This is a genomic window from Bradyrhizobium sp. McL0615 (assembly GCF_049993905.1).
In the GTDB taxonomy this organism is placed as follows: Bacteria; Pseudomonadota; Alphaproteobacteria; order Rhizobiales; family Xanthobacteraceae; genus Bradyrhizobium.
Genome location: NZ_CP188254.1, coordinates 3,267,377 through 3,284,675, shown reverse-complemented (window position 1 = coordinate 3,284,675; position 17,299 = coordinate 3,267,377). Strand labels below are relative to the sequence as shown.

General features: G+C 61.3%; 15 protein-coding genes. 1 reads left to right on the top strand and 14 read right to left on the bottom strand.

Features of this window, described 5'->3' with window-relative positions; translation table 11 throughout:
* Positions 1-2: 2 nt before the first annotated feature.
* Entirely contained in the window at positions 3-845 is an 843-nt protein-coding gene (locus ACPPVP_RS15495; protein WP_426535685.1) for an SMP-30/gluconolactonase/LRE family protein, read from the top strand.
* A gap of 33 nt (positions 846-878) precedes the next feature.
* On the opposite strand, the gene ACPPVP_RS15490 is transcribed toward ACPPVP_RS15495, so the two are convergent.
* The 14 genes from ACPPVP_RS15490 to ACPPVP_RS15425 all read right to left on the bottom strand — a co-directional run bounded on the left by ACPPVP_RS15490 (position 879) and on the right by ACPPVP_RS15425 (position 17,276).
* Positions 879-1,373, bottom strand: coding sequence for a hypothetical protein (locus ACPPVP_RS15490; RefSeq protein WP_426535683.1), 495 nt, complete (start codon positions 1,371-1,373; stop codon positions 879-881).
* A gap of 127 nt (positions 1,374-1,500) precedes the next feature.
* On the bottom strand, positions 1,501-2,499 hold the full coding sequence (locus tag ACPPVP_RS15485; protein WP_426535681.1) for an aldo/keto reductase: 999 nt from the start codon (positions 2,497-2,499) through the stop codon (positions 1,501-1,503).
* Positions 2,500-2,679: 180 nt separating this feature from the next.
* Entirely contained in the window at positions 2,680-3,693 is a 1,014-nt protein-coding gene (locus tag ACPPVP_RS15480) for a fatty acid desaturase (protein ID WP_426537864.1), read from the bottom strand.
* Between the two features lie 387 nt (positions 3,694-4,080).
* Positions 4,081-5,013, bottom strand: a complete 933-nt coding sequence (locus ACPPVP_RS15475) for an HlyD family secretion protein (RefSeq protein ID WP_426535679.1) — start codon at positions 5,011-5,013, stop codon at positions 4,081-4,083.
* Positions 5,010-5,255: a DUF3302 domain-containing protein gene (locus ACPPVP_RS15470; protein ID WP_426535677.1), complete on the bottom strand. Its 246-nt coding sequence runs from the start codon at positions 5,253-5,255 to the stop codon at positions 5,010-5,012. Before ACPPVP_RS15470 ends, ACPPVP_RS15475 begins: the two co-directional genes overlap by 4 nt.
* Positions 5,256-5,262: 7 nt before the next feature.
* Positions 5,263-6,291 carry a DUF1254 domain-containing protein gene (locus tag ACPPVP_RS15465; RefSeq protein WP_426535675.1) on the bottom strand — a complete coding sequence of 343 codons (1,029 nt, stop codon included), beginning with the start codon at positions 6,289-6,291 and terminating at the stop codon, positions 5,263-5,265.
* A 147-nt stretch (positions 6,292-6,438) separates the two neighbouring features.
* Positions 6,439-7,428 (bottom strand): ABC transporter substrate-binding protein, encoded by a 990-nt coding sequence (locus ACPPVP_RS15460; protein WP_426535673.1) that lies wholly within the window; start codon positions 7,426-7,428, stop codon positions 6,439-6,441.
* On the bottom strand, positions 7,425-9,566 hold the full coding sequence (locus tag ACPPVP_RS15455; protein ID WP_426535671.1) for a cache domain-containing protein: 2,142 nt from the start codon (positions 9,564-9,566) through the stop codon (positions 7,425-7,427). Before ACPPVP_RS15455 ends, ACPPVP_RS15460 begins: the two co-directional genes overlap by 4 nt.
* Before the next feature lie 24 nt (positions 9,567-9,590).
* Positions 9,591-11,084 (bottom strand): DUF1254 domain-containing protein, encoded by a 1,494-nt coding sequence (locus tag ACPPVP_RS15450; RefSeq protein ID WP_426535669.1) that lies wholly within the window; start codon positions 11,082-11,084, stop codon positions 9,591-9,593.
* A gap of 85 nt (positions 11,085-11,169) precedes the next feature.
* Positions 11,170-12,594, bottom strand: coding sequence for a DUF1254 domain-containing protein (locus ACPPVP_RS15445; protein WP_426535667.1), 1,425 nt, complete (start codon positions 12,592-12,594; stop codon positions 11,170-11,172).
* A gap of 30 nt (positions 12,595-12,624) precedes the next feature.
* On the bottom strand, positions 12,625-13,140 hold the full coding sequence (locus ACPPVP_RS15440; protein WP_426535665.1) for a hypothetical protein: 516 nt from the start codon (positions 13,138-13,140) through the stop codon (positions 12,625-12,627).
* Between the two features lie 17 nt (positions 13,141-13,157).
* Positions 13,158-14,474 (bottom strand): DUF1214 domain-containing protein, encoded by a 1,317-nt coding sequence (locus ACPPVP_RS15435; protein ID WP_426535663.1) that lies wholly within the window; start codon positions 14,472-14,474, stop codon positions 13,158-13,160.
* Positions 14,475-14,505: 31 nt separating this feature from the next.
* Positions 14,506-15,498 (bottom strand): HAD family hydrolase, encoded by a 993-nt coding sequence (locus tag ACPPVP_RS15430; RefSeq protein ID WP_426535661.1) that lies wholly within the window; start codon positions 15,496-15,498, stop codon positions 14,506-14,508.
* A 50-nt stretch (positions 15,499-15,548) separates the two neighbouring features.
* Positions 15,549-17,276, bottom strand: a complete 1,728-nt coding sequence (locus ACPPVP_RS15425; RefSeq protein ID WP_426535659.1) for an arylsulfatase — start codon at positions 17,274-17,276, stop codon at positions 15,549-15,551.
* Positions 17,277-17,299: the final 23 nt, after the last annotated feature.

Sequence of the window (17,299 nt, the reverse complement as noted above, 5' to 3'; positions counted from 1 at the left end):
CGATGACGTTGCGGTGCCTGCTCGACGGCGGACGCTATTTCGAGGGGCCGCGCTGGCATGCGGACCGGCTCTGGTTCGTCGACTGCATGGAGCGGACGCTGCTCAGCCTCTCGCCCTCCGGCGCGCGCGAGCAGCATGCGAAATTCGAGGGCGACACACCCTGTGGCACCGGCATCCTGCCGGACGGACGGCTTGTCGTCCTGACGATGTTCCGCAAGCACCTGATGAGCTATGCCGACGGCCGGCTTTCGCTCTACGCGGATCTTTCCGGGATCGCGACCGGAACCATCGACGACATGATCATCGACGGGCTCGGCCGCGCCTATGTCGGCGATCTCGGTTTTGATATGCCGCCGCCACCTGATCGCGGCGCTTGTGGGCGCATCATTCTGGTGATGCCGGATGGCGCGGCCCGCGTGGTCGCTGATGGCTTGCGGTTTCCCAACGGCATCGCCGTCTCGGCCGATAACCGCCGGCTCGTTGTTGCCGAGATGGATGGCGCATGCCTCGCCGATTACGACATCGAACCGAACGGCGACCTGAAGCTTCGCGGCCGCTTCGGGAGCATGAAGTCTCCCGATGGCATCTGCCTCGACCGACAAGACGCCGTGTGGGTCGCAGCCTTCGAAGAAGACGCCTTCATTCGCCTCGACCGTAGCGGGCGCGAGTTGCAGCGGATAGAAGTCCCCGGCCGCCGCGCCCTCGCCTGCGTCCTTGGCGGGCCGGACCGGCGAACACTGTTCTGCCTGAGCGCGGCGACATCCTACGAAGAACTCCGGCAACGCAAATCGTCTGCGCGGATCGACGTGGTCGATGTGGAAATTGCCGGGGCTGGCTATCCCTGACGGCTGAATACGCACCGGCATGCAGCAATCCGTTTATTCAAACCAAGAAGACCGGATCGGAATACCCCAGTTTCTTTTTGCTGCCGCCTTGGCAGAACGAAGTGCGGAGACATTCTGAGAATTTCCAGAAACTTCTCGCAGATCCTTGTCCGCCAAATCGGGAGCAAACTCGATTGCCCCGCGTCTTTTCAATAAAAATTCAGCCAACAACTGAAGTTCAACGCGGAGGGTAATCGCAAGCACCATTTCCTCGTAGGTGAAGTTGGTCTCGGCACTCAGCATCCGCTTTAAACGCGAGACATTTTGCTCCGCCTCAGCGAGAGCCTTCCTGTACATCTCATCGGGTATCTTCTCTTCCTGAACGATCAACGCCCACTTGTGTGAAATCGGCCTCGGCACACCTTCTTGGCTCAGGACGTTATCTATTTCGGCGAGTCGGACCAGTGGCGCATAAGATGCGCGAACCTCTAGCAGCCGTTGGTACTCTGTCCATCGGCCCTGGAGCAGGTTCTCGGTCACGTCGCTCATAGTCAAAATCCTTATAGTAATTCCTTCCATAGATACTGCGTGGACACACCATCCATATGGGTGCAGATTCCGGCAAGTAGCCCGGATAAGCGAAGCGACGTCCGGGAAAGCGCGGCAGCTTGAGCAATCACCGCGCCTCGCCGGCAAATCCCTGCCGCAGCGCTGAAAGCCGGTCGAGCGCCGCTGGCGGCAGCGGACCTTTTTTCACTGCTGCGAGTGCGTCGTCGAATTGTTGCGGCGTCGCCATGCCGACCAGGATCGTGCCCATCGCCGGATGTGACAGCGCAAACCGCGTGGCGGCTTCGGTCAGGCTGGCGGCGAACCCCTCCTCTACCAGCGGCATCAGGCGGCGCGCGCGATCGATATCGGCATTGTAACTCATCGCCGAGCCGATCGGCTCGGGCACAGGGCCCGCAATCGGATGACGCTCGGCCGAACCCGACAGGGCGCCGGCAGCCAGCACGCGGATGCCCACGACGCCAACGCCGGCGGCCTCGGTCGCATCGAACAACCGTCCATAGTCCTGCGCCGGATAGCGCGCCGGCAATGCGCCGGCCGCGGATGGATTGAGCATGTTGTAGACGACCTGCGCGCTGTCGAAGACGCGCGCACCGATCACCTGATGCAGTGCGGCGTTGTCGCCTAACGCCGTTATCCCGAGGAAGCGAATCTTGCCTTGCTGACGCAGCCGCTCGAACGACGGCACCACCTCGTCGAGCACCTGCCGGGCGCTGAGCGCCGATCCGCCGCCGTTCTCGGTAATCGGATTGTGCAGATGAAAGATGTCGACCCGGTCAAGACCTAGCCGCGCCAGACTGCCTTCGAGCGATGTCCTGACGGCCTCATCGATGCGGCCAAACTCGCTCGGCGGCACGCGGACCTTGGTGCCGACGGCCACATTGGCGGGCTTCAGCTTTTGCAAAACCCGGCCAAGATTCTTTTCCGACTCGCCATCGCCATACTGCACCGCGGTGTCGAAGTAGTTGACGCCGGCTGTGATCGCGCGCGCGATGGTGCGCTCCTGGTCGGCCGCATCGCCGCGCACCATCAATCCGCCCACCGCGCCGCAGCCGAAGCCCAGCACCGAGAGCTGCATTCCCGTGCGCCCAAAGACCCGCAATTGCATCGCCGTTCCTCCGGATGATCCGGAGATTATGCGATGTCGAGCAGGCGTTACTCAACCCTGATATTTGAGCGCGTGGCGGCGATCACCGCTTTAGCGCCGGCTCCGTCGCGCTGGTACGTAGCGAGAGCGTCATCCGCCATCTCATGCGAGATGCCGCGCGGCTTCCCGAAAGTCCCGGGCTCAGATTTCCCGGAACGACACCAGGCGGCGCTGCGCCTCGTCCCACAACACCAGCCGTACACACTGAAAGCTCTGTAGCAGCGTTATGCGGCCGACGTCGCGCAGTTCAGGGTAGTCGCGCAGCACGCGCGGCAGCCGGTAATAGGGAATACGGCTGGAGAGGTGATGCACATGGTGGACACCGATGTTGGCGGTGAGCCAGCGCAGCGGCGCCGGCAGGTCGTAATGCGAGCTGCCGTGCAGCGCGGCTTGATGCAGGTTCCAGTTCTCGTCGCGGTCCCACGCCGTGTGCTCGAACTGATGCTGCACGTAGAACAACCATACGCCCGCCGTGGCGGCGAGAAGTATGGTCGGAAGGTGCACGAGCAGGATCGCCTTGATGCCGATAAACCAGGTGAGCACAGCGACGATGACGGCAATCGCGAGGTTGGTTGCCATTGTGCTGGCCCAGGGCTGCCAGCCATTGCGCATGAGGCCGACCGGGAGCCTCTGCTGCAAAAGAAACAGATAGGCCGGTCCAACCCCGAACATGATCAGCGGGTGACGATAAAGGCGGTATTTCAGACGACCTCGCCAGGAAAGGGCGCGATATTCGCGCACGGTCAGCGTATCGAGATCGCCGGTACCGCGGCGATCGAGATTGCCGGTGGTGGCATGATGGGTGGCATGCATACGGCGCCAGCAGTCGTAGGGCGTCAGCGTGAGCACGCCAATGACGCGGCCGACCCAGTCATTCGCCGTCCGGCTGGCGAAAAAGGTGCCGTGACCGCAGTCGTGCTGGATCATGAACAGGCGCACGAGAAAGCCGGCAGCCGGTATGGCGATAAGCAACGAAGCCCAGGCATGGCCAAGGTGGAAGGCGAACCAGGCCGCGGTCCACAACAGGATGAGCGGCAAAGCCGTGATCGCCAGCTCGGCAATGCTGCGCAGCCGACTTGGCGTGCTGTAGTTGCCCAAAATGCGCGTCCAACGCCGAGCGTCGAGGGCATCATCGCCGCCAACGGACGATTGAATGAAGCTAGCGCCCTCTTGCCTGTCAGGCTGCTGCCCAGCTGTCTTTTGCAAAGATAACCCCTTCTGACCGTGCACGTTAGATCGAGGCACCGAGAGATCGGCGCCGTCGTTGGATGATCGATTTTTGGAGAAGGGTCTGAAACGTGCGTGCCTGTCAGTGGGCAACGCAAAGCAGCCCAGCCGTTCGGCCAAGTGTCGACACCCCCGCATATGGACAGGAATTGGGGTGGCGTCAAGGACTGCAATGCCCGTGTCATGAATGCTGCGGCGCCGTCCCTGCCGGATCGCACCGGGTAACCACGGGGTCAAGTCCGTTTTCGAAAATCCGGGTCGTTCATCCTTGCCTTTGCCCGAAAAGATACGGATCCAGTCCCCGGATTCGCCCGGTCAGAAAGGATTAACGTAATTGAGAATCGCTATCTGCCGCAGCAGCACCTTGCGGATGATGTGGGTTGGCTTCACGGCCTCGGTAAATATCGCCGCTGTCCCGGTGCTGCCCGCCGGTAACCGCTTCGATAGCTCCTGATCGTCGAGCTTCACGCGCACCACAAAGGGCGCTGATTCGACCGCCTTTGGTGTCACCGCAAGCCCGGAAGCCTGCGTTTGGCCGGTCGAGATCGCCTGCAGGATCGTCTCGACCTTGCCGGAATAAACCGTGCCGGGCATGAGCTTGAAGGTTAGTTCGACCGGCTGCCCCGGCGCGATATAGCGGGCATCGTTTTGCGATATCTCGACGCCGATGAGGGTCTCCGACGTGTCGATGAAAGCCATCACAGGTGAACCCGCCACGCGCGCGCCCTTGCGCAGCGCGACGTTGGTCGCGTAGCCGTCGGCGGGCGCGCGTACGACCGTCTTGTCCAGGTTCCATTTGGCGCCTTCGAGCTGCGCCTTGAGCTGATCGACCTCGGACTGCCGCTGCTCGACGTCGAAGCCGCGGCCGGAATCGCGCTCGAACAATTGCGTCATCTGCGCGAGGCGCGTCGCCGACAGCTTCAGTTGCGCCTCGATCGCCCTCACCTGCGCCTCGTAGGGCACCGGATCGATGCGGAACAGCACGTCGCCGGTCTTCAACGCGGCATTGCCCTCGACGGGGACGTCGATCACCTCGCCCGCCACATTCGGAATGATCGAGACCGCGTTGCGCGCCACCAGCGCAGACCCCTGCGGCGCGCCCCATCCCATCGGGATGAACAGCAACAGATTGAGCAGTAGCAGCACGATGAACGGCGAGCACTTCCAGAACAGATTGAAGGTGACAATGCCGAAGTGGACCAGCGCAAACAGCAGCACGAGGTAGACAGCCATCAATGCGATCATCATGGCCGCGGCTCCTTCGTGGGCGTGGCTGGCACATCGACATAGGCCCAGACCAGCGCGACCGGCCACAGCGCAAAGCCGCAAATCAATGTGACCCAGCCAGCGACCGTCACGGCCTGCGCGTGCGGATGGCCACGGGTTTTGGCAATGTGGCCCGGCAGCCAGCCCGCGATGCAGAACACCGCGATCACGCTGGCGATCAGGATGATGAGCACGATCCAGGCGAAGATGTCTAATCCGGACATGGCTACCTCAACTGGCCGGCTGCGGTTCCGGGAATTTCCACTTGCCGTTCAGGATTTCGGCGCGCGGCCGGTAGAGCCGCACGGTGTAATTCCAGCCCTTCATGATCGGCAGGCAGTTGGGCAGCTTGCCGTCGCAACCGCCAAACTGGATGGCGATCGAGCCGTCGGCGCCTTTCTGCGCGGTGATATTGTTGATCGAGTAGGCGTTGTACGGGTTTTTCTCGTAATAGCCCTTCTCATCGTAAAGGCTGACGGACCAGAAGCCGTTGACTGGCACATCCTTGACGTTGAGCTTGTAGACCGTGTTGCCATCGTTCCTCTCGGGCGTGACGTTGAGGTAGATCGCGTCCTTGTCAGGGTTGCCGCCCCAGGCCGCGGCCGTTCCGATCAAATGGCGGATCGGATCGACCTGCTCTTTGGTACCGAACGCCTTCTTGAAATCGGGAATTGTCGTGGCAAGAACAAGAAGCGCATCGCGCACCTTCTTCTGGCTGGCTTGGTCCCAGTTCGGAACTTCGAACTTTCCCACGCTGTTCTGCTCGGCCCTGATCCCATCCTGGAGTACGTGAACCTGTGCGACGTCTTTCGGGTCAACCGGATCGACCAGTGTCCTGACCCCCGCAAGGATGTAGCGCGTCCCGACCTTCTCCTTCGTGAAGACGTGAGAACCCGCATCGTAGGTGACCGAGGGTACATAGTGGTCCTCATTGACGATCATCAGCGACATGAAACGCTTGCCGGGATCCGGCATGGTGATCGTGACCGGTCCGGCGTCGAGGTCGAACACCGCGGACGAATAGAGCGTATCGCGGTTGAGGCGGATAACGGTCTGGCTGTCGATCGCCGCAGGCTCACGGCGGTGGCTAAATTTGCCGAACGAGCCCTCTTTCACCAGATTGCCGAAGTACAGATCAGACTCGGCCCGGATAAAATTGTCGACCGTGACAGGAATTGAGCCGGCCGATTGTGGTTGCCCCAAAGCAGGCTGCAGCGATACCGAGAGAAGTATGACGGAGGCTATCGCGATCCTTTTCATTGCGTACTCCCATCGTTTGTGGCGAGACTTGTGCGATATCGGGTAACACCCACGTCCTCTCGAACAGCACCTTGGTTGAGGCGTAGAGACGGAACATCGTTTCAAACCCGCGCTTGCTGACGATCCTAAGCATCGAATTTCCACCGGTCAGATCACCGAGAGATACAGATCAGGGTCAAAATATTCGGAAGCAGGCTTGGCGCCTGTGATGCCGGCATCGGTCATGAAGAAATCGCTGACCTGCTGCAGCCATTTCGCGACCGTTCCGTCGACGTAAAGCCTCCGCCACTCCCGCGATGTGAACATCTTCTGCGCTTTCAGCGCTTCGGCAATATCGGACACCGACGCCTGCCTGTAGTGGTTCTTCTGCAGCGCTTCGGCGGCAGCGGCGGGATTGCGAACGATGTAATCGTTGGCGTCCGCCCAGGCGCGGATGATGTTGCCGAGGATCTCCTTGTTGTCGTCGTAGTAATCGGTTCGCGCGACCCACCCGCCGACGACGGCGGACTGGGGATAGAAGGCCGACGCATCCACCAGCTTGATGGCGCCCGGCAAGGCCTCGCGAACCCTGATGTTGAACGGCACCCAGAGCGCGACCGCGGGAACGGTGCCCGCAATGAACGATGCCACGGCGTCCGCCATGCTGCCGTTGACCAGTTCGACGTCCGCAGGATCGATCTTGTTGGCCTGCAGCGCCCTGTGCAGAAATATGTGGGCGGTCGTCTTGGTGGTCGTCGCGACCCGCCGGCCCTTCAGATCGGCGAACGTCCTGACGCCCTGATCCGGCCTGACCCATAGCTGCGCGGTAGCGATCTCAATGTCATTGATCAGGAAGGCGCGACCGGCGCCGAGCGCTAGATAGTTGGAGATGACGCCGCCGGCCGACAGCACGTCGAGACGTCCCTCCGCCATCGCCGCGAAAACCTCGGGGCCGGTATTGAATTCCGAGCGCTCGAAGTCGATGCCCCGCTTCTCGAACGCACCACGATCGAGGCCGGTCAGGATCTGTCCGTCGACGGCGACCACATGGAGATGACCGAGCCGGATCTTGGTCCTGGCCTGCGTGATCGCCGGTGTCGGAAGCGCTGCGCCGACGGCGACGCCGGCCGCACCCGTCAAGAGCTGCCGTCTGTTCATCGCGCGCGCTTTCTTAGGCCGGTGCCGGTCCCTCCTGGGCGCCCGGAATGAAGGGCGCCCCGAACATGCTCAGCGTAGTATCGGGCAACGCTGTCCCCCGGGTATTCACTGCGGAAGGCCGAAATTACCGCAAGCGCGCTCGCGGGATCGTCATGCTCAATCGAGGCATAAACCTCGTCCCAGCGCCTGCAGAAAGCCAGTTCTGCCGTAACATCGCCCTCGCGCGCACAGCGCAGTTCATGGATCGCAACCGCTTCCGCAAAACCCTTTGGGCTGATCCGGTCGATGCTGCGAAAGACGAAGCGATGCTCCGCGCCAGCCCTGACGGCCGCGCTTGCGAGTACCCGGGTGCCATAATTCTTGTTCAAGCCCTCGAGCCGGGCGGCAAGGTTTATGGTTGCGCCCAGCGCCGTATAGTTCATGCGTTCCGACGAGCCGACGTTGCCGACGACCGCGTCGCCGACGTGAAGGCCGAAGCGGGTCTCGTAGGGTGGCCATCCCTCGCTTCTGAAAGATTCGTTCAATTCGTCGTTCTTGCGCAAGCAGGCCAGGACCGCCTCGCACGCATGGATGGTGTGGTCGGGGTCATCGGTCGGCGCGTTCCAGAGCGCCATCACCGCATCGCCGATGAACTTATCGATGGTGCCGTGATGGTTCATGATCGCTTCCGATAGCGTTGCGAAATAGCGCGAGGTGAAGATCATGACCTGCGACGGGTCGGCCTTTTCGGTCTTTGCGGTAAAATCGGCGACGTCGGTGAACAAAACCGTGATCTCGCGCCGGGTCCCGCCCAGACCTAGCGATGTCCCTGACTCGATCAGGTGGCGAACGATTTGTTTGGGAATGAAGCTCGAAAAATTGCGAACCACGGTTCGCATGGTGAAAACGGAACGGCCAAGTTCGTCGATCTCCTTGACTATCGAACGTAACCGCGGTCGCTCCGCAACCTGAAACCGCTGAATTTCATCGGTCTGTTTCGCCAGCGCGCGCAGCGAACGCGCCATCAGCGAGCCCACCCAGAACACCAGCGGCAAGGTTGCGAGAACGAATCCCAAAGCGATCGCGAACAGCGCTCGTCGCTCGGACATGATCGTCGAAAAGAACTCGTCAAGCGGCGCGACCACCGTCAGGTGGATATTGGCGGACCCCGCGATCCCGATAGGATGGAAGGCGACGACATATGTCCTGCCCGCCTGATCGGCAAAGATCTGCTGGGCATGTCCGCCCTTGCGCCACGCCTGGATCGCCGGAGACAGCCCGGCAAGATTGATGGCGTCGAGCCTGGGAAGTTCATTGCTCCGCTCAGGCATCGCGTCCATGAGCCTGCCCATCTCGGGGTGGGCGACGATGTGGCCGGCGTCGTTGAACAGGAACGTCAGGCCCGACTGGCCAAGCCGCTGTTCCGCCAGCAATTGCTCCAGCCGGTTGAGCAGCAGGTCGCCTGCGACGACGCCGCGGCGGCCTTCCCTCAGTTGGGTGTGAAACGTGTAACCGGGCTCAGCGGTGGCGAAGAAAATGTACGGACCGGTCAGCAAGGTCTTTTCGTCCTTGAAGGCATCGATGTACCACGGACGCCGCCGCGGATCGTAACTGGTTGGACCCGGCACCTCCGCGACCTGGATCAGGTTCTCAGACAGGTACTGCGTGACGGCCGCAGCAGTGGCCTTGCCGGTGCGGGAGATGACGACGAGACGAAAAACCGCATCCTCGTCGACGTTCAGGCTGGCCCTGAAGCCAGGCTTGGCGCGTTTGATGAAATCCATCTCCAGGAAGGAACCGTCCTCATACCCGACATAGAGGCTGAACAACTGCGGATTATTGCGCAGCGTCGACGCCATCAACGCATAAAGTCTCGGATTGTCGTCGATCTCCGCGGACTGGACCGCGGGGAGCCCGCCGAGAATGTCGAGACTGTCGCGAACGCTCTTGAACTGTGTATCGATGCGGTCGGCGCCGAGCTGGGCGACCTTCTCGATGAAGGTGCTGGCCGCCGTTCGCGTGATCGAGGAGATGCGATCGAAGCTGAGATAGACCAGGATCAGGCCGACGAACAGCACAGCCGCGATGAACACGGTGATGATCGACGCGCGAAAGCCGATGTAAAGCTGGCGCTCGCCGTTGGTGCTGGTCCCGGTCATTTCACGCGACGCCCTCTCGTTACGTCATTGCCGCACCCCTATCGTGGTGCCCTCCGCTCGCCGCACGGCTGGCGGCGTCCATGAACCCTCCGTGATTTCCACCTTTGGCCAGTAGGCGCGGATAAAGAGCGAAAAATCGCCGTTGGGCGCCGGCAACCAGTTGGTGCGCTGGACGGGATCGGTCGGGGCCTCGGCCTGAACGTAGATCGTCAGTGAACCGTCGGCGGCAAACTTGAGATCCTTGTTCTTGGTTCCGACCGAGAAGCGGTTGATTGGATTCTTGATGAAGAAATGATGCTCATTGTAGATCGATAGCGACCAGAAACCATTCACCGGCGGAACCTGATCCTTGTCGAACGTGACGGCGTAGCGATTGGCGCTGTTAAGGCGCCCGCCGTTCGCGTCGAGGTCCTGATAGAAGTATTTCGTCTCGTTCGGCGCATTGACCAGGATGTTCGACTTCGCCACGGCGGTGCGCGTGAAGTAGTCCGTGCCGAAGGCAGCTTCATTGGAGATCGTCGACCAGTTATGCGGAAGCTGCTGGCCATAGTTGCGGAACTGGAATAGCGGCTTCACCAGCTTCTCGTCCGCTTCCTTGGCGCCCTCGGTCATTGCCTGCTTGATCGCGGGATTGTTTTTGGCTGCGGCCACGACCGCAAGCACCTGGGCGTAGCGCGCCTCTTCTCCGGGCAACGGCGCTGCGTCCGCAAGAACGGCCGGCAGTTCGTCGACGAACTTGTCCGGAATGACCCATGGCGTCTCCTGTGCCCCGCTTGGAGGCGCAGGCGCCCTCGGCAGGTTGGCCCAATCCTTTGTCTTGGTCCGGCCGTCGTACTCCGCCACCGGGTACATCATGATGCCGGACAAGACAGATTGAATGGCGCGCTTGTCTTCCGGCGTGTCGTTCTGCGCAATGCGCGGCGCGGCGAGTCCGGTATTGGTCGAGGCGCGGAAGACCTTGGTAATGCCTTTCGGGACTTCACCATTCCAGTTAGGCCCGACCAGCAGGTAGAAGCCCGGCGTGGCGCCATACATCTTGCCAAGCTGGACAAAGCTGTCGGTGCGGAGATCGACCACCTGATAGACCCAGAACCGGTCGCCGAAGTCAGGCACCTGAACCACAACCGGCGAAACGTCGAGCGCAAGCGCGCCGATACCGTAGACGACATCCTGGTTCGGACATGCGACCGAGCGCTCGTCCGGATCGACATAGTCGGTGAGCATGGCAAGGCGATTGGCGGGTGCCTCCATCAGCGGCCCCCGAAGCACCATCTCCTTGACCTGCATGAAATGAAGCCGGCGGTTATACATGTTCACCATCGGCCACGCCCAGAAGTACGCATCGCGTCCGACCTGCTTGGCATACTCCTCGGTGATCTTGACGCGCGTGTCAGGGCCTGATGGCATCGCGCGACCCCAGTTCGGCGACAGTGGCAGCGGAGGCTCGGCCGCTGCCCATGCTGTCGAAGCGGTTGAGGCCATCAGACTGACAATAAGGGCCGTGCTGGTTTTCTTCATCGTCATCTCCCATTGCCGGCGACATTGAGGGCGATATGCCGCGATGGCGCTACGGACCTCCACACCATCGCGTGCACGCCGCGCTTCACTTTGCTGTTCCACTTCCGACGGTGCTGCCGATTTTCTCGACATCGGAAAGCACCCAACTCTTTTCGAACAGTGCCTTGGTCGGTGCGTAGGCGCGGAACATCAGCTCGAACTTCCGCGCCGGATCGGTGGGAACCCAGTTCGCATCCTTGCCCACCGGCGCCGCCGGGCCAAAGTAGATGTCGACGGAGCCATCGGCGTTCTTCTGCAACTCCGGAATCTGCGACGAGCGACTCGCACGCGGCATATTCTTGATCAGTGCGTGGGTCTGGCGGTCATAGGCGGTAACCGACCAGTATTGCTCGACCGGAGGATTGGCCGGCACCATGAGCCGATAGGTGTTGCCGCCGTCAAATGACTGCCCTTCCTTGTCCCGGATCGAGATCAGGTAGAACTGGCCGACGCCAAGGCGTTTGATGCCGATATAGGCGTAGCTATAGGCCATGCCCCGGTTATCGACGGGATAAAGGTTCGGATCGGCATAGGCTTCCTGCGCCGCTTTGACCAGTTCGGGAGGCGCCGGAACGGTCCAGCGGCTGGTCGCGGAAAAGAACGGCGGCAAGCCGGCATCATATTTCGCTTCCAGCCACGCGCCGGCTTCACGTGTTGCCGCCGTCAGCAGCGCCTTGCTTGCATCATCGGGCTTGAACGGCTTGCCCTTCTCGATGCTTAACGACTTCAGCGGGTCGATCATTGCACGGTCGCGCTGCAGCCAGGGTTCGCTCTGCACAATGCGATCGAGGTGTTCGAAGAAACTCGCGTCGTAACGGATCGTGGAGTCGAAGGTGACGTCCTTGGCGTCGGTGAAGATGGTCGTCGCCGGACTGGACGCCTGCGCAAGCGGATAGACCTTGAATCGCTTGCCGTAATCAATCGATCTCGCGACGTCAGCGCTGTTGTGACTCTTGAGATTCGATCGCAACAGCATATAGCCGCCAAAGGTGTCCGATTGCAGCGCGATGTAGCCATCGGGCGCCCTGTCTGCGTAACCCGGCGGCAGGATCAAATACTTGCCGCCTTGGCCCTTGTCGGCGCCGAGCAACCCGGCATCTTCGAGCGGCATCTGCCACACATTGACGATGTTGGCGTTGAACGACCCGTTGTTGTCGCCGGGCGGCAAGTCAAGAACGATCGGACCATCCTTGGTATTGAAGAACGCCATGAAGTAGATCGCGTCCGGATTGGGCGTGAGCGTCTGATTGTGCCAGTCGAGCGGACGGCCCCAATAGACGGCCTGGTTCACCTTGCCGTCCGTCTTGCTGAGCATTTCCTGCAGCATCAGGTCGTAATTGACCGCCGGCATGGCCCAGATCACGGATTCAACGGCACGGCTGCGAATGAGCCGCTCTTGCGGCGAATCTTGCGCGAGCGCGCTTCCCGTAAGGCAAGATAGTGCAAGTGCAACAAACAGCCCTTTGCTCATCGTCATCCTCCTTTTGGGTTTTTTCCGCCCTCACTTTTGCGTACCAGGTGCTTGTCGCGCGGCCAGTGCGAGCGCGTGCCGCACGTCATTGAATGCAATCAGCAGACCCACGAAATAGATCGCGATGAACAGCGCCTGTCCCAGTAGCCAGGCATTCTTGCCCGCCGCCACCGGCGAGTAGTAGTAGCTCGGCCAGATCGCATCGAAGACGAAGTAGCCGGGATAGCCGACGACGAAGACACCCAGCAGCCCGACGATGCAGAGCAAAAGCGCCGTCGAGCCTTCTGCAGCCGGGTGTGGCGGCGATACTCGCGCGGCCAGCATCAGCGTGAGACCGATTGCTACCATGCCGAGCCCGCCAGCCTGCACGGCCGCGACCGACAGCGTCCATGGGCAGGCCCACCACAGCGTGATGTTCTGCATGAACAGTTCGCCGTTTGGCCAGCGTGAGCCCGCGCAGTAATGCGCGATGATTCCGAAGGTGAGGAACACGCCGAAGATGAAGAGGCCGAGGCCCCATTTGGCAAAGCGCGCGCCGGTTGCCATCGCTGCCTCCCATCGCATCATCGCTTGATCAGCGGCGGCGGATAGTAGGTCCCATTCGCCACGCCTTCCGTCGGCCGATAGAACCGGAACGTCAGGCGATACTTTGATCCTTTCGGCGTCGGCAGCCAATTGCCGTCAGGTGCGTCGGCAGGCTTCTGATCGGCGAAATAAAGCGTGAGTGAACCATCCGGGCCGTATTGCAGCTTCGACTGGTTGTTCAGCAGAAACCGGTTAAGCGGATTGGGCAGAACACGGAAATAGACGCCGTCCACGGCGATCACCGACCAGAAATGCGTGGCGTACTGGGCGGGCAACTGATCCTTGGGGAACGTCAGCGTATAGACGTTGTCACCGGTGAGTTCTGCGCCGGTTTGATCAACGCTGCCCCGGTAGTAGAGTACTTCCGGCTTGATGTTGGCCCAGATACCCCGGTAGTCGACCAAAGTCCGCGTCACGTAATCGATGCCGTATTCTCCGACGACACCGGGACGTACCCAGCCATTCAGGATTGTTCCGTGGCCGATGCGTGCTCCGGCCTTGCCGAGATCGGCAAAGGCGCGGGTGCGGACCACCTGATCGACGCGCGCACGCTCGGCGGGGTCTTTGACGGCTTTGGCGATGGCGCGGGTTTTCTCCTGCATCGCTTCGAGGCCGACATTGAGGTCTGGCTCGCTGTCGAGTGCGATGTCGGCGGCCTCGAAGGCTTCGGCGCCCGGCATCGCCTCCAGCTCGAACATCGGCGTCTTGGGTATGTCCGGAAGCTTCGGTGTACCGGTCGCCCGGAACTTGAATTGATGTTGCAGGGCGATAGCTTCGTCCCAATTGACGCCGAGCTCGATTCGGGCGAGCACGCGAGAATATTTCACTGGGAGATCAATGCGAGTGGCTCCCGCAGGAACCGCGACGTTCGTACCCCGAAGGCACATCACGAATTCCCCGGACGGTCGATTGGGAAAGATGCGCGCGTTGATGTTGGCAAGCGTCTCGCCCCAGCCGTTGAGGAAATGCACGGTATAGTAGCGGCCCTCGACCTTTGGCACGCTGACGACCGTGCAACTGCTCTCGTCGACCGCGACCCACGCTTCGGAGTAGGCCACATCGAGATTAGGATTGGGCCAATCCACCCCGCCGGGCTTGCGATGCACCAGCTCGTTCCATTTGAACCCTTCCTGGAAATCGAGCTGCTGCTGACGCGTTACCATCAGGCGGCCTAGCAGGTAGATATACGCGTCGCTGATATCCTGATCCGTGATGCGGGCAGGTTGCGTCTGGGCGCTTGCTACCACTGCCGTAGCGAAAAGCAGAGTGAATGCTGCACAAACAAATCTGGTCATTACCTGCTCCTATTCAGGCCCGCAAAACTGTTCAGGGCTCAACCGTGAAAACCTTTTTCCAATCCCGCTTCATGTCCACGACGCTCCACCCCTTCGCCGCCGCCTCGTCCAGCGCCTTGTCGAGCTTTCCGATCTTCGATTGCCGGTCGTAGGCGTATTCGCGTTCCGCATCGGTGTGGTGGACGATGCCGGCAAACCGCGCGCCCTCGCCCGCGACAGTCCATTGCAGCATCTGCAAATCGCCGTCGGAATTGCCGAACGCGAAAATGGGGCGGCGGCCGATGAAACGGTTGATGCCGACCGGCTTGCCCGGGCCGTCGTCGACGAATTCGATTTTTGCAATCTTCATGAGCTCCGGCCTGCCGCTGGCACCGGTCTGCAACTTCACTACACCGGACGAACCGACCACCCGCTCGGGCGGGATGCCGTAGACCTTCTCCATCCAGGGCCGCATGAATTCGACGCCGCCGTCCGAGACGACGAAGGTCTTGAAGCCGTCGGCGCGCAGGTATGCCAGCAACTCCAGCATCGGCTGGTAGACCAGCTCGGTGTAGGGCCGGTTGAAGCGTGGGTGACGCGCGCTGCCGGCCCACTCGCGCACGGCCTTGCTGAAATCATCCGTGGTCATGCCGGCATGCGTTGCCGCCATGATCTGCATCAGCCCCTTCTCGCCGGAGGCTGCCAGCGCCTTCATGTCCCTGTCCAGGATCGCCTTGAACGGCTGCGTCGTCTTCCATTCCGGATGCTGCGGCGCCATCTCCTTGATGCGATCGAAGGCGAGCTGGAAATAGGCCGGCTGCTCGCACCACAGCGTGCCGTCATTATCGAAGGTGGCGATGCGCTCGGCTGACGGCACGAAGTCCGCGCCACCTTGCATCGTCACCTTTGTGACGAAGTCGGTGATCGATTTCTTCGCCGCGCCCTCGTTCCAGGACGGCAACGGGTTCGGCGATTGTGCGAGAGCTGCCGGAACAGGCAGAAGCAAGGTCAACGCCGCGAGTATGATGCGCCGGGTGAACCTCATTGACGAGTTCCTCGATGCTGAAAATGCGTCTCCTTGGCGACGAAACGCCGCTAGTGCGGCGGCTCGAGGCTTCGCTGCATCTTCTCGACGAGCTGGTCGATGCTGAAGCTCGACGGACGCTGGCTCGGCGGATACTCCTTGAAGGTGGCGAGGAAGGGCGCAACGATAGCTTGAGACGCAATGAACGGGCCGGCGCCGTCCGACATGAAGAAGTCATAGAAAGTGTTCGACGTGATGTCCGCGCGCTCGTAAGGATCAGACCGTAGATCGAACAGTTTTGGAACGCGCAGCTTGGTGAAGGGTTCGGCCCAAATTCGCAGCGTTCCCGTCGCGCGCTGCTCCTCAAATACGATCTTCCAGTTTTCGTAGCGCATGGCGACGAGATCGCCGTCATCGTTCAGGTAGACGAACTCCTTGCGCGCGCTGCGCGGCTGCTGGTCGGTGAGATAGGGAAGCTGGTTGTAGCCGTCGAGATGGACCTTGTGCGTCCTGCTCCCTATTTGATGGCCCTTGAGCAGTTTGTCCTTGATGTCGGGGTCGCCTGCGGCCGCCATGAGCGTGGGAACCCAGTCGAGGCCACTGACGATATCGTTCGAGACGGAGCCTGGCTGAATGCGTCCCGGCCAGCGGATCGCGCAGGGCACGCGGAAGGCACCTTCCCAGTTGGTGTTCTTTTCGCTGCGGAACGGCGTCGTGCCCGCATCCGGCCATGAATTCTGATGCGGGCCATTGTCCGTGGTGTAGATCACGATGGTGTTGTTGCCGATGCCGAGATCGTCCACCGCCTTGAGGATCGTTCCAACTACCGCATCGTGCTCGATCATGCCGTCGGCATACTCGGTTCGTGAAGTCAGTCCGGGCTTGTCACGATTGGCCTCCCGCACATGGGTGCGGAAGTGCATGCGCGTGGAGTTGAACCAGCAGAAGAACGGCGTGTTCGCGCGGGCTTGACGCTGGATGAAGTCTATTGCCGCGGCGGATGTTTCGTCGTCGACCGTCTCCATTCGCTTTTTGGTGAGCGGACCGGTGTCCTCGATGGTCTGCTTGCCGACCCTGCCCCAGCGAGGCTGGTCGGTCGGATCGTCCCGGTCGGATGCCTTGCAGCGCAGCACACCGCGCGGCCCAAGCGCCTGCCTGAACGCGGGATCGCGCGGGTAGGTGCGCGATTCCGGATCCTCCTCGGCGTTGAGATGATAGAGATTGCCGTAAAACTCGTCGAAGCCGTGCACCGTCGGCAGATATTCGTTGCGGTCGCCGAGGTGGTTTTTGCCGAACTGGCCGGTGGCATAGCCGAGCGGCTTGAGCAGTTCGGCCAGCGTCACGTCCCTGGCCTGCAGACCCACCGTCGCGCCGGGGAGGCCTACCTTGGAAAGGCCGGTGCGCAGGGTGCATTGTCCGGTAATGAACGACGAACGGCCCGCGGTGCAACTCTGCTCCGCGTAGTAGTCGGTGAACATCATGCCTTCCCTGGCAATCCGGTCGATGTTCGGTGTCCTGTAACCCATCAGGCCGAACGAATAAGCGCTCAGGTTGGTCTGGCCGACGTCGTCGCCGAAGATGACGAGGATATTGGGCTTGCGGCCCGCGGCAGCCGCCGGTTGCTGGGGCCGCGGCGGCTGTTGCGCCTGCGCAATTTGGGTCTGGTCAACAGCATTGATGGCAGTCGCCGCTGCGATCGACGTGCCGGCGAGCAGGATGTTGCGACGGCTGAGCGCACTGTCGCCGGAGGAATTCGGAGTACGCGTGCCGGGCTGCTTGTTGTTGGTACCGTCGGCCATTCCACTCTCCTTTTTGTTGAAGA